This window comes from Natronosporangium hydrolyticum, assembly GCF_016925615.1.
Classification (GTDB): Bacteria; Actinomycetota; Actinomycetes; order Mycobacteriales; family Micromonosporaceae; genus Natronosporangium; species Natronosporangium hydrolyticum.
The window spans coordinates 4,862,277-4,876,807 of sequence record NZ_CP070499.1 but is presented as its reverse complement, the minus strand read 5'-3'; the positions used below and the strand labels follow the sequence as shown (position 1 = coordinate 4,876,807).

At 68.1% G+C, this 14,531-nt stretch carries 18 protein-coding genes and 1 tRNA gene; 16 read left to right on the top strand and 3 right to left on the bottom strand.

Going from position 1 to position 14,531, the window contains the following annotated elements:
* The first annotated feature begins 18 nt into the window (after positions 1–18).
* A complete protein-coding gene (locus JQS43_RS21990; protein ID WP_239676268.1) occupies positions 19–186 on the top strand; it encodes a hypothetical protein in 168 nt (55 codons plus the stop codon).
* A 662-nt stretch (positions 187–848) separates the two neighbouring features.
* The gene (locus JQS43_RS21985; RefSeq protein WP_239676267.1) at positions 849–1,487 is read left to right on the top strand and encodes a hypothetical protein; all 639 of its coding nucleotides are present in this window, start codon (positions 849–851) and stop codon (positions 1,485–1,487) included.
* Positions 1,488–1,566: 79 nt separating this feature from the next.
* On the opposite strand, the gene JQS43_RS21980 is transcribed toward JQS43_RS21985, so the two are convergent.
* Together JQS43_RS21980 and JQS43_RS21975 are read right to left on the bottom strand one after the other, a co-directional pair.
* Positions 1,567–2,166 carry a bifunctional 4-hydroxy-2-oxoglutarate aldolase/2-dehydro-3-deoxy-phosphogluconate aldolase gene (locus JQS43_RS21980; protein WP_239676266.1) on the bottom strand — a complete coding sequence of 200 codons (600 nt, stop codon included), beginning with the start codon at positions 2,164–2,166 and terminating at the stop codon, positions 1,567–1,569.
* A 35-nt stretch (positions 2,167–2,201) separates the two neighbouring features.
* Positions 2,202–3,065 (bottom strand): GntR family transcriptional regulator, encoded by an 864-nt coding sequence (locus JQS43_RS21975; RefSeq protein ID WP_239676265.1) that lies wholly within the window; start codon positions 3,063–3,065, stop codon positions 2,202–2,204.
* 201 nt (positions 3,066–3,266) lie between these two features.
* Between JQS43_RS21975 and JQS43_RS21970 the strand changes: the two genes are divergently transcribed.
* The 13 genes from JQS43_RS21970 (at position 3,267) to JQS43_RS21910 (ending at position 13,696) form a co-directional block, all read left to right on the top strand.
* Positions 3,267–3,668 carry a hypothetical protein gene (locus tag JQS43_RS21970; RefSeq protein WP_239676264.1) on the top strand — a complete coding sequence of 134 codons (402 nt, stop codon included), beginning with the start codon at positions 3,267–3,269 and terminating at the stop codon, positions 3,666–3,668.
* A gap of 73 nt (positions 3,669–3,741) precedes the next feature.
* Positions 3,742–4,338: a hypothetical protein gene (locus tag JQS43_RS21965; protein WP_239676263.1), complete on the top strand. Its 597-nt coding sequence runs from the start codon at positions 3,742–3,744 to the stop codon at positions 4,336–4,338.
* Positions 4,335–4,793, top strand: coding sequence for a DUF3307 domain-containing protein (locus JQS43_RS21960; RefSeq protein ID WP_239676262.1), 459 nt, complete (start codon positions 4,335–4,337; stop codon positions 4,791–4,793). Before JQS43_RS21965 ends, JQS43_RS21960 begins: the two co-directional genes overlap by 4 nt.
* A complete protein-coding gene (locus JQS43_RS21955) occupies positions 4,790–5,986 on the top strand; it encodes a hypothetical protein (protein WP_239679595.1) in 1,197 nt (398 codons plus the stop codon). The genes JQS43_RS21960 and JQS43_RS21955 overlap by 4 nt, the downstream gene beginning before the upstream one ends.
* The gene (locus tag JQS43_RS21950; RefSeq protein ID WP_239676261.1) at positions 5,976–6,188 is read left to right on the top strand and encodes a hypothetical protein; all 213 of its coding nucleotides are present in this window, start codon (positions 5,976–5,978) and stop codon (positions 6,186–6,188) included. Before JQS43_RS21955 ends, JQS43_RS21950 begins: the two co-directional genes overlap by 11 nt.
* The gene (locus tag JQS43_RS21945; RefSeq protein WP_239676260.1) at positions 6,181–6,537 is read left to right on the top strand and encodes a hypothetical protein; all 357 of its coding nucleotides are present in this window, start codon (positions 6,181–6,183) and stop codon (positions 6,535–6,537) included. The genes JQS43_RS21950 and JQS43_RS21945 overlap by 8 nt, the downstream gene beginning before the upstream one ends.
* 5 nt (positions 6,538–6,542) lie before the next feature.
* On the top strand, positions 6,543–6,722 hold the full coding sequence (locus JQS43_RS21940) for a hypothetical protein (protein WP_239676259.1): 180 nt from the start codon (positions 6,543–6,545) through the stop codon (positions 6,720–6,722).
* A 110-nt stretch (positions 6,723–6,832) separates the two neighbouring features.
* The gene (locus JQS43_RS21935; protein ID WP_239676258.1) at positions 6,833–9,007 is read left to right on the top strand and encodes a cell division protein FtsK; all 2,175 of its coding nucleotides are present in this window, start codon (positions 6,833–6,835) and stop codon (positions 9,005–9,007) included.
* Positions 9,008–9,118: 111 nt separating this feature from the next.
* The gene (locus JQS43_RS21930; RefSeq protein ID WP_239676257.1) at positions 9,119–9,286 is read left to right on the top strand and encodes a hypothetical protein; all 168 of its coding nucleotides are present in this window, start codon (positions 9,119–9,121) and stop codon (positions 9,284–9,286) included.
* 35 nt (positions 9,287–9,321) lie between these two features.
* The gene (locus JQS43_RS21925; RefSeq protein ID WP_239676256.1) at positions 9,322–10,185 is read left to right on the top strand and encodes a bifunctional DNA primase/polymerase; all 864 of its coding nucleotides are present in this window, start codon (positions 9,322–9,324) and stop codon (positions 10,183–10,185) included.
* Positions 10,182–11,750, top strand: a complete 1,569-nt coding sequence (locus tag JQS43_RS21920; protein WP_239676255.1) for a YfjI family protein — start codon at positions 10,182–10,184, stop codon at positions 11,748–11,750. The genes JQS43_RS21925 and JQS43_RS21920 overlap by 4 nt, the downstream gene beginning before the upstream one ends.
* 303 nt (positions 11,751–12,053) lie before the next feature.
* Positions 12,054–12,314: a helix-turn-helix transcriptional regulator gene (locus JQS43_RS21915; protein WP_239679533.1), complete on the top strand. Its 261-nt coding sequence runs from the start codon at positions 12,054–12,056 to the stop codon at positions 12,312–12,314.
* 344 nt (positions 12,315–12,658) lie between these two features.
* Positions 12,659–13,696: a tyrosine-type recombinase/integrase gene (locus JQS43_RS21910; protein ID WP_239676254.1), complete on the top strand. Its 1,038-nt coding sequence runs from the start codon at positions 12,659–12,661 to the stop codon at positions 13,694–13,696.
* Between the two features lie 137 nt (positions 13,697–13,833).
* On the opposite strand, the gene JQS43_RS21905 is transcribed toward JQS43_RS21910, so the two are convergent.
* Positions 13,834–13,917, bottom strand: a tRNA-Tyr gene (locus tag JQS43_RS21905).
* A 119-nt stretch (positions 13,918–14,036) separates the two neighbouring features.
* On the opposite strand from JQS43_RS21905, the gene JQS43_RS21900 reads away from it, so the two are divergent.
* A complete protein-coding gene (locus JQS43_RS21900; protein ID WP_239676253.1) occupies positions 14,037–14,531 on the top strand; it encodes a YajQ family cyclic di-GMP-binding protein in 495 nt (164 codons plus the stop codon).

The window sequence follows — 14,531 nt, the reverse complement described above, 5'->3', positions numbered from 1 at the left end:
GACAACCCCAGTGCGGGGATGGATCTTGCCGCGGTGGCGCTGCCGTATGCGGACGGGCCGCGTCCGGGTGGGCCGGCCTACTTCCGGGTGGAGGATGGGCTGGTGCATCATCGGCTCTGTTCCCGGGCGAGGGCCGTTGCCGAGATCGAGTCGGGTCTAGGGGGTCTGCCCGGCCGATATGTGTGATGTGGACTGGGCTGGGATGAACCGGCGGGCAGCCGCAGCCGCCAGGTGGGCGCGGGTTCGCACGTGCGACAGGCGGGCACTCGGTAGGAGACTCGGTTCACGACGGGCCAGCCTCGCTAGGGAAAGGTGGAGGTAAGCCCTTTCGCTGCCGGCCAACCGCGGCAAGATCGCTATGTCGTGGGCGCTCTCCATGACCACCGCGGCCCCTGGCATCGGTGGACCCGCGGTCCGATGTCAGCCGGGGACCATGATCATTCTGTCCGCTATGTGTCCGTGGATGGCCGTAGAGGGCCGGATATGGCGGGACTGAACCGGACCGACGGCCGGACATACGCCGCTAGAGGGTCTTGGTGTTCGTGCTGGTCGTCGGGCGCTTTCGCTGGTGGTGGCGGGTACTGGATTCGAACCAGTGTAGCTTTCGCGACGGTTTTACAGACGGCCGAGTTTCGCCGTCAAGCACCCACGATGAGCTGGGAAAACTTGTGCCGTGACTCGGGCGCATTCTAGATCATTTCATGAATGTTGGTCGGCGGCAGCGGTAGTGCCGTGACGAGGGTAGCCGGTCAGGGTCCTAGCTTCCGGCCTGCGCCTTAGCCATCCACTGTCGAGAAGTCGACAGTTTGGACATGGTGGAGCCTTCGCATCAGACCTACGATTGTCTGATGAAAGCGAAGAAAGAGACGTCGAAGGCGCAGTTGACTGTAGCAGTTCTGATCGTGGTAGCCCTGCTGCTGCTGATAGGCGCCTTTCTGTTTAGTGCTTTAAGATTCTTCGTCAGGGCTGATCCGACTGTAGTGGCAGCCATGATGGGGGCAAGTGCCACCGTGATCGTTGCAACTCTCACGGTTGTGGGAGGTCGGGTCTTTGAGCGGAAGAAGGCAATTGAGGCCGAGCAGCGTACCCAATGGGCTAAGTTGTATGAGGAATTCATTCGAGAATGGTTGAAGATAATGCAGCTCAATATACCCAAGGAGAAGCGTGTAGAGAAGGTCGATGACAGTGCTGTAGTGGAGTACTTCGCAAACTTCTCAGCTAAAGCGATGCCGTGGGCTTCAGCTCAAGTCTTGAATCAGTGGATAGCATTTCGTCAGCTGACGGTGCAAGGATCGGCTGGAGACAAGGGCAGAGGTAAGCAGTTACTGTTCGAGTGGGAAAAATTGATTCTTGCTATGCGCCGAGATTTGGGGCACAAAGACAAATCTCTAGATGATCACCAGATTTTGAAGATGTTCATCAACGACTTGGACGAGAGTATCGGCAAGAAGGAGGAAACGCAGTCTCAGCCGGAGCGGGCCGGGTAGGAGCCTTGCGGCTCTCGGGAGACAGCGTTGACACGTTGACAGTCTGGTGTTTGCGCTGTTCAGGAGGCCAGACGGAGCGTCAACGGGCGCGCTGACACCCGTTGACAGCTGCTCTCATTGGTGCCGTGACCAGGTCCCGGAGGTGTTGCCGGTGTTCTGCATCGGTTGCGGCAGCGCCGAAGGCCACCACCCGGACGCCAGCGGCAAGGTAGTCGGGCGCGGCGGCGAGCGATACCCCGCCCGTAGCTAGGAAATTCATGGTGTGGAACGGGCCTTGCATCGCGCGGAACCAGGCAGTCCCGAGGGTTCCGGCCGGGAAGACCTTGACCCAATCGCAGCCGGCGGCCTTAGCGTGCTGAACCTCGGTGGCGGTGGCTGCGCCCGGCAGGTGCGGTATACCGGCCGCTCGACTCGCGGCCATTACCGCAAGGTCAAGACCAGGCGCCACCGTGTACTGGGCACCAGCGGCGGCCGCCGCCCGGACCTGGTCGCCGGTTATCACCGTGCCAGCTCCTACACCCTTGCCGCGCTCCGCTCCAGCTGCCACCACTGCCGCGAGCGACGAGACCAGCTCAGGCCGTTCGACCGGGACCTCGACCAGCTCGACGCCTGAATCCCACGCTCGGCTCGCTGCCGCCACCGCCGCAGTGGGTGATGGCAGGCCACGAAGGATGACCATCACTCGTTGCTGTCTGAATGGCAGCGCCTCCGCGGTCATTTGGTAGAGCCGATGTTGTCGGCCATGACTGTTCGAACTAGCTCCCGGGCCTGGTCATGGAGTGGTGCCGCAGCCTCCGAATTGTCGATGAGGTGGTACGGAACTGACGGCCTGAAGTCGACGTCGATCACCGACAAATAGCCTGGCCAGTCCGACAGCTTGCCGGAGTCCCTAGCGGCGCCTCGACGCCGTAGGTATGTATGCATTGTCTCTGGGTCGCAGTAGACCCAGACAAAGGTGGTAGTTGCGTTCATCGCGCTATGAACGGCCTGGATTCGCTTCACCCAAGCGTCGTCGCTGAACTCCCGGATGAACGGTGCCGTGACGATTGCGCTATTGCCGCACTCGACGTTCTCTTTGGTGGCGGCGGCGAGTGCTTCGTACTCACGCGGCCTGATCTCTTTCATGTAGTAGTCGGAGTCTCGATCGTGCGGGGATCGTCCGACTGACTCTAGGGCTGTCTCGACCACCGGCCGGGTGAGTGTGTCCTTGTCGAGCAGCGGCCAGCCTGTCTCCCGTACCAGGATCCGGCCAAGCTCTGTCTTGCCGCTACCGGCGTAACCGCCGATCACGATGACGTGCGGGGTCGAGCCTCTGATCTCGGTGCGGCGCGCCTGGGCGGGTGCGTTGACTACCCGCTTGGCTCGTGAACGGCTGAGGACCAGCCCATCCGCGGCCAGAAGCTTCATCGCCTCGCTGATCGTGAACGGGCTGACGCCCCACTCGGTGGCCAGCTCGCGCGTGGATGGCAGCACGTCACCGTGACGGAGTACCCCGGCCTCGATGTCGGTTCGGATGTTGCGCGCTACCTGGCGGGTGCGTGACTCCGATGGTTCGAGCGGTGGTCGAGGCGACGACATGGACACCCTCCCGAGCGGCCTGCTGAGCGTGGCGACGGATCGTGCCGACGATACCAGCGCCTAACAGTTGGCTGTGTCTCCCGAGGTCACCACTGCTGCACGGCCCACGTCAGCGAAAAGTTGTACCTAACAGTTGACTGGCAAACCAGCCAACTGTTAGGTTCGCATGCATCGCAACAGACCACCGAAAGGAGATACGTGGTGACACAGGGACATCTGGGTCAGTCGCACCCGCTGGCGGTGGTGGCTTCGCGTCACTGCCGGCATGGTGTGCCGGTGCCGCTGCTGGTGGGCGGGGTCGCCTGCGGGGCGTGTTGGGAGCTGGCGATTCGTGATGACGAGCGGGTCGTGGTGGAGCACGGGCTGCCACGCGAGCTGGTGCCGGACCCGGACCACGTCGATGAGGTGGCGGTTCGGCTGGCGTGCCGGGGCGAGCCGGTGGAGCTGACGGCGGCCGAGCGGGCTGAAGCGGCGCGCGTGCTGGCGGGGCGGGGAGTCAGCGCGTGGGAGATCCGGCGTCGACTGCGGCAGCCGCGGTCAGGGGTGGTGGTCGAGTTCCGCCGCCGTCCGAGTGTTTCGGCTGGTCTTGCCGATGCGGCCTGAAGTGAAGGTGGCCCCGGTTGGCGACTGCAACGCCGTCCGGGGCCTGGATCAAGAAGTTTGGAGGCTCCTGATCGTGAATCCACGATACGACGAGGTCACCTCGGCCGCTGTGCGGCCCGAGCTGGCCTCAGCGGCTGGCCCGGCACCGTCTGAGTACGACTACCGGGGCGATGCCGAGAAGACGGCGGTCGTTGAGGATGCCGCCGCCGAGTGGGCGGATTACGTGTCGGAATACGCCGCCGAGGTGGCGGCCGAGGAGGGCGACACCGAGCGCCCGATCGTCGCGGACGCGATCAAGGCCCTGTCCGCGTGGGGGGTCGACCTTGCCCCGGACAGCGCCGCCACCCTGCTGCGCTCCTGGCGCCGTGCCGACCAGCTCACCCCGGAGCAGGTGGCCGAGGTGGCCGCCCGCTTCTCCGGCGCGGACCCGGGTGACCGCGGCCCGTCGCCAGAGGTGGTCGAGCTGGAGACCGGCGGCTGGCGGACCACCATCGAGGTCTCGCCGCGGGTGCGGGTGGTCGTCACGGAGGACATCGGCCGTACCGGTCATACCGGGCTGACGGTGGAGCTGGGCAGCGGTGAGCACATCACCGTTGCATTGCCTTCGCGGGCTGTTGATGCGGTGGCGGCGGCGCTGACGGCGGCCGGGCGTGCGGAGGTGGCCCGATGAGCGCCGGGTATGAGGCAGCCGCGGTGGTCGGGGCGGTATTCGCTGCCTTGTATGCGGCTCACATGGTGGGTGACCACTTCGTTCAGACTCAGCACCAGGCAGATCACAAGGGTTTGCCGGGGTGGCGTGGTCGGGTCGCCTGCCTGGGGCACGTGGTGTCCTACACCGCTACCGGGGTGGTGGCGCTGCTGGTGCTGGTGCTGGGTACCGGGCTGACGTTGGACCCGTGGCGGGTCGCGGCAGGGCTGGCGATCTCGGCAGTGACCCACTACATCGCCGACCGGCGTACGCCGCTGCGGCGGTTGGCTGAGGCGACCGGGTCGGCCCGGTTCTACCTGCTGGGGGTTCCGCGACCCGGTCGCGATGACAACCCGTCGCTTGGTACCGGGGCGTACGCGCTCGATCAGTCCTGGCACATCGGCTGGCTGTTTGTTGCCGCGGTGGTGATCGCATGAGTGGGCGTATGGAACCTGCGGTGTTGCAGCAGGTGATAGACCGGGGTCTGCCGTCGCAGGACGCCTATGACGCGGCGGTGGCGAGGGCGACCGCTGCGGCGACCCGCGATAGCCGGCCGCCTCGCCGGTTCCGGGTGAGCATCAGCGCCGAGCGTCTGGCGGCCCCGTACTACGGCCTGGCGGTGGCCGGGGCCGCTATCGGGCAGGTTTGGGTCGGGCTGACGCACTTGCCGTTCCCGGACGGTCTGCCCATGGTGGCGCGGGTGGCGGCGGTGGTGCTGCTGGCCGCGTGCCTGGAGACGCTGGCGGTGGTGGTCGCGGCGATCGCTGACCAGCGGCGCCGGTTGGGTGAGCGTGCCACCGGGTGGCGTGTGTTCTCGCTGGTGGTGGCGATCCTGGCCACTGGGGTGATCGTGGTCGGGCATTGGGGCGAGCTGTATCCGGTGGCGGTGTTCGGCACGCTGAGCGTGTCGGCGTACCTGTTGTATCTGCTCCACAGCGCGGCCCGGCGCCGTGATGCTCTACGGGAGCAGGGCATGTTGGAGCAGATCCCCCCGGCCTACGGGTGGCGGTGGCTGCGCCAGCCGGTCGTCACCGCCAGGGCTCGCCAGTTGGCGGCAGAGCATGGTTTCGATCTGGGCGCGTCGCTTGCCGCTGCCCGTGACGCGCTGGCGGCCGAGCAGGCCGAGCGGGTCGCCGCTCGGCGGCGTCGGCGGATCGCCCGCGCCGTTCGGGTGGTGGTGCGCAGCGAGCACCAGCACCGCCGCGACGCGAAAGCGGCGGCGCTGACGCTCGACCTTGACCGGATCGCCCGCGACTTGGAAGCGTCAGCCGACTACGACTGGTGGCGCGCCAAGCTGGCTGACCGGTTGGGTATCGCTGGCGACAGCGGCACGCCAGAGCCGACGACAGGGCAGGCGACAGGGTCGCGCCAGGACAGCGACGGCGACCCGTCCCCGGTGGCGCCACGGCCGCGTCAGCGGCGGCGCCAGGGCAAGCGACAGAGCACAGCGGAGCGTGTCGCGGCGGCTGTCGCCCGTACCCCCAACGCGGCCCCGGTGGATGTGGCCGGGCGGCTGTCGGTGTCGCTGCGCACCGTTCAGCGGTATTGGCCGAAGCCTGCCACCGGCGGCGACCTGGTCGCGGCTGCGGTAGCGCCGAACGGGGTCGAGGTGATCCGTGATGCTGCCTGATCTTTTCCGGCTCGCGGATGCGGTTGACCAGATGGTCGACCGGTACCAGTGGGCACACAGCGATTGGCTGACCGCCGCCATCTTCAGCTCGGACCAGCCGGAGGTGGAGCGGCTGTGGCGAGCACAACGGCGTCGCCGGCACGCGTTGCGGCGCCTGATCGCGGCCCTGCGTGACCGGCAGGGGGTGAGCAGTGATGGGTAAGGCGCTGCTGGTGGTTCTGGCGCGGTCGGTTGGGTTTGTGTCCGTGGTGGTGGCGTGGTCGGCGTTCGTGTGGTTCACCGGCCGTACGTGGTCGCACCGGCCCCGGCGGCGGTATGTCACCCGGCGAGTGCGCGCCACCGGGAACTGGCTGCTGACCGTTGTCGCGGCGGCGCTGCTGTGGCAGCCGGCGGTTACCGCCGCTGTTCTGGCGGTGGCCGGTGGGGTGCTGGTGGCTACCGCGGCGGTGACCCGCCGCCGCGCCGCTGTCACGGCTGCCGGTGGGCCGATTCGGGTTCGGGCCGAGGTGGGCACACCCCGCCGGCTGGCCGCGAGCGGGTCGGGGCGGTAGCCGTCATGACGCGGGAGACGCCGGAGGAGATCCAACGGTGGGACGACGCGGCGGTCTGGTCGATCATGCGTCGGCTTAACGACAAGCCGGGCTGGCGGAACTGGCTGCTTGACCAGATGGACCCGGTCGAGCGGGATCGGGTGCTGGCGGCCGAGCGGCGCCACTACTGGCGGATCGGCCAGTAGCCGGCCGGTGAATGTCCGACCCCGCCAGCCACGGCCGGGGTGTCGGGGTCGGGCCTTGACCGGTCGGCTACCCGCCGACCATCCATCAACCAACCTAAAGGGAGGGAACTATGGACAACCGTGAGCAGCCACCCCCCGCTGAGGTAGCGGAGGAAGGCGCCACCCACTACGAGGTGCGGCTTGACCCGGAACCGGCCATCCCGCAGCAGCCGCAGCGGGTCGATGAGGAGCCGGCGGCGCGGCGCGGCCCGGTGTATGTGGACACGACGGTTCGGGAGCACACCGAACAGCCGGTGATCCCGGCCGGTTGGCGCACGTGGGGAAATGTGCGCAGCAACGTTCGCCGGATCGCCGGTCACGCAGCACATGCGGCGGCGTATCACGCGGTTCGGTCGCCGAAATACGTTGCGCTGGCGGTGTTCTGGTCGGTGGTGGGCATGTTCCGGCTGGGGTGGCGGTTCTGGCGCTGGGCCTACGACTTGGAGCAGCACGGCGAACGGGTCCGCGCCGCCGACCGCGACGACGTCGAGGGCTACATGAAGCTGATGCGGGAGGCCGACCAGCACCGCCGCAACCGGCTACCGGTGTTCCTGCTGGCTATGGCCGCCCTGCCCTGCCTGGTCGGGGCGTGGTGGTTCTGGGCGCCGCGGTGGGTGCAGCTGGTCACCGTGGTGGTGTTGGTGCCGCTGCTGGCCCGCGTGGGTCGCCCGGTGGGGCAGCGGATCGTGTCGCCTGCGGTGGTCGCACCGAGGTTCCGGCGCCTGAACGCCGACATCGTGTTGCGTGCCTACTACGCGGCGAAGCTCGGCGACCCGGACAAGCCGAGTCAGCAGATCACGTTCGGGTCGCCGATGGCCCGCGACGGTGAAGGGTCGACCGTCCTTATCGACCTTCCCTACGGCAAGGGGTTCAGCGACGCGGTCAAAGCCCGCGAAGCGATCGCCAGCGGTCTTGACGTGGCGGTGTCGCAGGTGTTCCTGTCCCGCGACCCGTCAAGCAACCGGCGGCATCAGCTGTGGGTGGCCGACCGCGACCCGCTGGCGATCCCGGCCGGCCGGACGCCGCTGCTCAAGCTGCAACCCACCGACGTGTGGAAGCCCGCCCCGCTGGGGCTCGACCAGCGCGGCCAGCGGGTCGAGCTGACCCTGATGTGGAACTCGGTACTGGTCGGTGCGGTGCCCCGGCAGGGCAAGTCGTGGTCGGCACGGTTGCTGGCCCTCTACGCCGCCCTCGACCCGTACTGCAAGCTGACGGTGTTCGACGGCAAGGGCTCGCCGGACTGGCGCAAGTTCGCGCTGGTCGCCGACCGGTGCGGGTTCGGGTTGGCGATGACCCGCGACGGCGACCCGGTCGAAGGGTTCATCGACGCGTTGCGGGAGCTACGCGCCGATGTGCAAGACCGTTACCAGCGGCTGTCGGAACTGCCGGCCGAGGTGTGCCCCGAAGGCAAGCTGACCCGCGAGATCGCCCGCAACCCCCGCTACCGGATGCCGGTGCGGCTGGTGGTCGTCGACGAGGTTCAGGAGTACTTCGACCTGGGCGACTCCGCCAAAGAGAAAGAGATCGCCTCGCTGCTGGTGTTCCTGGTGAAGGTGGCCCCGGCCGCCGGAGTGATCGTGCTGTGCGCCACGCAGAAGCCCGGCGGCGTCGGGTCCGGCGAGGTAGGCCGCGCGTTCACCTCGTTCCGCGACAACCACCAAGTCCGGTTCAGCCTGCGTACGTCGTCGTGGCAGGTCTCCGACGTCGTGCTGGGCGCCGGTGCCTACTCCGAAGGGCACGACTCCTCGGCGCTGCTGCCCACCTACAAGGGTGTGGGGATCCTGCGCGGCGCCGGGGACGACACCCCCACCGTGCGGACCTACCTCGCCGACGGGCAGGACACCGAGCGGATCCTGACCACCGCCCGCCGGATGCGCGAGGCCGCCGGCACCCTGACCGGGATGGCCGCGGGCGAGACCACCGCCCGCACGGTGCGTGACCCGCTGGCCGACGTCATCCGGGTGTGGTCGTTCATCGACCGGCCCGCCCTGCACTGGTCGCAGCTGGCCGAACTGCTGGCCGAGCACATGCCCGACAAGTACGCCGACGCCACCGCCGAAGAGATCTCCGCGCTGCTGCGCACTTTCGAGGTGCCCTCACCGGTGGTCAAGGTCGACGGCCGAGCGGCCCGCGGCGTGCGACGTGAGCACGTCGAGCAGGCCACCCACCAGCGGCAGCTCGCCGGTAACGGCAACACCGCCACCGACCCCGCACACGGCCCCTCAGACACCCCGCCGGCCGGCTGAGCCACCGGCCGTTACCCCGTTACCCGCACCCGTTGCCGCAGGCCAGACCGGTTACAGCAGCCGCGACGCCGCCGTTACCGCCACCGCTGGCCCGTAACCCCGGAGGTACCGATGGAGACCGCCCCCGACTTCGAAACCGCCCTCGTGACCGGCGTGCTGATCGTCGCCGCCGTGGTCGCCTTCGGCTGGGCCTTGAAGACCCTGGCCAAGTACCGCCTGATGGTCCTCGCCGCCCTGGCGCTCATGGCGCTGGCCTGCCTATGCGGCGAGATCCCCTAACCCACCGCCACCCCAACCCGAACGGAGGACCCACAATGGAGCTGCTGACCGCGGCCCTGGCCGCCGCCGACCGCGGCTGGCGAGTGTTCCCGCTACGCCCCGACGACAAGCGACCCGCCATCCGCGACTGGGAACCCCGGGCAACCCTCGACCCCTCCCGCATCCAACGCTGCTGGACCACCGGCCCCTACGGCGTCGGGATCGCCTGCGGCCCTTCCCGGCTGGTCGTGCTCGACCTCGACACCCCCAAGCCCGACCAGACACCCCCACCAGCGTGGGCACGCGAAGGTATCCACAACGGCGCCGACGTGCTCGCCGCCCTGGCCGAACAGCACCAGCAGCCGCTACCGGTCGACACCTACACCGTCACCACCGGACGCGGCGGTACCCACCTCTACTACCAACACCCCGCCGGGCAGCAGCTACGCAACACCGCCCGCCAGCTCGGTTGGCTGGTCGACACCCGCGCACACGGCGGCTACGTCGTGGCCGCGGGCAGCACCGTCGCCGGCCGCCCCTACCTCGAAACGTGGCTATCCGACCCCGCCCCACTGCCGGCATGGCTGGCCGAACTACTCACCCCCGCCCCGCCGCCACCAGTCCGCCCGGTCGTGGTCGACCTGCCCACCAACCGCCGCGGTGCCTACCTCGCCACCGCCATCGCCCGCCAGGTCGACCACGTCACCACCGCACCCGAAGGCCAACGCAACCAAGCCCTCTACCGCTCCGCGGTGGCACTCGGCCAGCTGGTCGCCGGTGGGGAACTCACCCAACCGGACGTGACCGCCGCCCTCACCGGCGCCGGGCAAGCCGCCGGGCTCGGCGCCCGGGAAACCGCCCGCACCATCGCATCTGGCCTACGCGCCGGCCACCACCGCCCCAGGAGCGTCGCGGCATGACCACCACACTCAACGGACACCGGCCAGACCTCACCACCCCCACCAGCAGCGGCGGCGGCATGCCCTGGGAAGTGCCGGTACCGCTGACCCACACCACACCGCCGCCACCGTTCCCCGTCGACGCGCTACCGGGCTGGCTGACCGACATGGTCACCGCCACCGCCCGGTTCACCCAAACCGATCCGGCCATGGCCGGCACCGTCGCCCTGGCCGTGCTCTCGGCCTGCGCCGGTGGCCGGCTGGAAGTCGAAGCCCGCCCCGGCTGGCGCGAACCGGTCAACCTGTTCGTGGCAGTGGTCGCCGACCCCGGCGAACGCAAGAGCCCCGTGCACGGCCTGCTTACCCGGCCGCTGCTCGACGCCGAACGGACCCTGGCCGACCGCACCGAACCCCTGATCGCCGAGCAGGCCGCGCTGAAAGACATCGCCGCCCGCACCGCCGAGCAGGCCAAGGCCACCGCCGCCCGCGCCGACGCCGCCCGCCGCGACGAACTCACCGCCGAGGCCATCGCCGCCGCCCTAGCAGCTGAAACAGTGACAGTTCCCGGCCTACCTCGGCTGTTCGCCGACGACGCCACCCCCGAAGCGCTCACCTCGCTCATGGCCAGCAACGGCGGCCGCATGGCCGTGATCTCCGACGAGGGCGGCATCTTCGACACCCTCGCCGGCCGGTACTCCTCAACCCCGAACCTCGACCCCTACCTAAAAGGCCACTCCGGAACCCTCCCGCTGCGGGTCGACCGCAAAGGCCGCGAACCCGAGTACGTCCCCAAACCCTCGCTCACGGTCGGCGTGATGATCCAACCCCGCGTACTGCGCAAGTTCGGCGCCGACGCCGACATGGTCGGCCGAGGGCTGGTCGCCCGGTTCCTGTTCGCCCTACCGACCAGCCTCGCCGGCTGGCGCGAAGTCGACCCCGACCCGGTCCCCGCCGAGGTCGCCGACACCTACGCCGGACACATCCACGACCTGGCCGCCGCCCTCGCCGAATGGACCGACCCCGCCGTGGTCACCCTCACCGACCAGGCCGCCGAACTGCGCAGCCACACCGCCGCCGCTGTCGAAGAGCAGCTACGCCCCGGCGGGGCGCTGCACGACATGCGCGAATGGTCGAACAAGCTCGGCGGCGCCACCATCCGGCTAGCCGGCCTGCTCCACACCGCCCACCACCCCACCGACGCGTGGCGAAAGCCCGTCGACGCCGCCACCATGACCGGCGCCGTGAAGCTCGCCGAGTTCTTCACCGCCCACTACCGAACCGCAACCTCCACCATCGCCGCCGACCCCGCCACCACCGCCGCCCGCCACGCACTCCATGTCCTCATAGCCAACGACATGAGCAACTTCACCCGCCGGGAACTTCACCGGAAGGTGATCCGACGCCTGCCCAAAGCAGCCGACGTAACCGCCGCCCTCGACACCCTCACCTACCTCGGATGGGTGCGCGCCGGCGACGGCGGCCGCTACGAACTCCACCCCCGAGCGGCCGACCTCGCCGACCACGCCGAAACCACCACCACCGCGGTGAACCAAGCATTCGGGACCATTCCGGGGGGTCATCGGTGAGCGGTGTCAACGGCTGTCAACGCCCTGTCTGCAACCCTGTTGACAGCAACCGCTGCCCGGTGACCAGGGCAAACGGACTCCGGACGGCTAACTGTCAACGTGTCAACGCTGTCACGCACTCCCACGATCGCAGCGCCACGGCGGACCGCTCAGAGCCCCGTAGAGCATCCGACCCACCCGGTACCCCTCGAAAGGCCGTGATCTTGCCGCTACGGCCAACTCAGCAGGCCGCCAGGAGCCCGCCTCAGCGACCCAACCTCGCAGCCTGCCCCGGAAACCCTCCACACCAGAAAGGCCGTGAGCATGCCGAACAGCGTCCGCCAAACCCCATCCAGGAGAGCCGAAAGGAGCAGCGCTCTGCCGAAGCAGCCGGACCGCCGAGCGTCAGATCACCTAACGATCGCGGATGTCTGCCGCGTCCTCAAAATCTCTCGATCGACCTTCTACGACTGGCGAGCGAAGCGGAAAGCCCCCAAGTGTTTCAGGCTTCCGAACGGTGATCTTCGAATCCGTCAGGGCGAGCTAGACCGCTGGCTGAATGCACTTGAGGAGGTGGGTCACTGATGACTGAGGAGAAGCGGTCTACCTCTTACGATGTCCGAATATGGGCTGTGCGTCCTTACGACCGCAAGCGTGGCCGAACCTACGGGGTGAGGTGGGGAGTCGCCGGGGAGCGGCAGCACCGGACGTTTACGACCCGCGCTCTGGCCGAATCGTTCCGCGCTGAACTGATGACAGCGTCCCGGCAGGGACAACCGTTCGATGTCGACACCGGGCTGCCGGCTAGCATGCTTCCGACGAGCCCCACTCCTACTTGTCTCGCGCACGCTCGGGCCTTCGTCGATATGAAGTGGCCGCGGTTGGCCCCTAAGTCGCGCGAGTCGGTTGCTGACGGCCTTGCCGCCGTCATGCTGGCGGTCCTGCCGCGTCGGGCGGATTCGCCATCGCCCAAGGCGCTACGTCAGGCGCTCCGGGGGTGGGTGTTCAACGTCCGGCGCCGAGGCGAAGCGGAGACGCCCCCCGCCGATTGGACGAGGGAGCTGGCATGGCTGGAGCGGCACGCCCCGGGCGTTGACGTTTTCGACGACACCGGTGCGGCTCGGCGAATACTCGATTCACTGACGGTCAAGCTCGACGGGGGAGCAGCAGGGGCGACCACCGTAGCGCGTCGCCGGGCGGTGTTCTTCGGGTATCTCCAGTACGGCGTGGAATTGGGCTACTTCACCAGTAACCCACTTCAGCGCTTTACCTGGCAGCCACCGGCCAAAGACGAGGCGGTCGATCGGCGAGTAGTGGTGAACCACGACCAGGCTCGCGCCCTACTGACAGCGGTTGCTTTGACGTACCCGCCGTTGGTTGCGTTCTTCGGTTGCATGTACTACGCGGCGATGCGTCCGGCCGAGGTGATCGCGCTGCGGGAGACTGACCTCGTACCGCCGCGCGAAGGGGAACTTGCCGAGCTTGTCCTCAACGGGTCTAACCCAGCGGTTGCGGCGGGGTGGACTGATTCAGGCCGCCGGGGGAAACGGCAGCTGAAGCACCGGAGTGTGAAGACCACGCGCGTGGTGCCCTGCGTGCCTGAGTTGTGGGAGCTTCTGCGGGCTCACCTAGAGACGTTCGGCGTCGCTCCGGACGGCCGGCTGTTCCGAGGGACGCGAGGTGGCCCGGTGCCGGACAGCGTCTACTCGCGGGTCTGGGAGCAGGCACGAGGGCTCGCGCTCTCACCTGCCGAGGTGGCCTCACCCCTGGCCGGTCGACCGTATGACCTTCGACATGCGGCAGTGTCGAGCTGGCTGAACGCAGGGGTAGACCCCACCCAGGTCGCCGAGTGGGCCGGCAACAGCGTGAACGTACTCCTCAGGGTGTACGCCCGGTGCGTGGTCGGCCGGGACCGGGTTGCGCGGCGACGGATCGCTGAAGCGCTGCGACCGGATGTGGAGTCTTAGCGACACCTGCCGATGAAAGTTCGTTCCACGGATGTTCCACAGACGTCCGGATCGGGCCGCCGCCGGCCGGTGATAGCCGGACCGCAACACGACAGCCCCTGGCCAGGTTTCGCCTGGTCAGGGGCTGTTTTTGCTGGTGGTGGCGGGTACTGGATTCGAACCAGTGTAGCTTTCGCGACGGTTTTACAGACCGCTCCCTTTGGCCGCTCGGGCAACCCGCCAGGACCTCCGCGCGCGGCGCGGTGGCGTCAGCAAGGATAGCTGGCGCGTTGGGCAGGTTGGCAAGTGGGTAGGGTCAACCGTGGCGGTAACCCACGGCACATATCGGGAGAATCGGATCATGGCAGCGAACCCGTCCTTCGACATCGTCAGCAAGGTCGACCGGCAGGAGGTCGATAACGCCCTGCAGCAGGCGTCCCGGGAGATCGGTACCCGGTTCGACTTTCGGGGCACCGGCGCCGAGATCTCGTGGGCCGGGGAGGAGGCGGTCACCGTCCAGGCCGAGACCGAGGATCGGGTGAAGGCCGCGCTCGACGTCTTCAAGGACAAGTTGATCAAGCGGGATATCTCGCTCAAGTCGCTGGAGGCAGGGGAGCCTCGCTCCTCCGGCAAGATCTACAAGATCGACTGCAAGATTCTGCAGGGGATCAGCCAGGATAAGGCCAAGCAGATCAGCAAGAAGATCCGCGATGAGGGGCCGAAGGGGGTCCAGGCCCAGATCCAGGGTGACCAGCTGCGGGTGACCGGCAAGAAGAAGGACGACCTGCAGGCTGTCATCGCGCTGCTCAAGGGCGCCGATTTCGAGGTGGCGCTCCAGTTCACCAACTACCGCTGA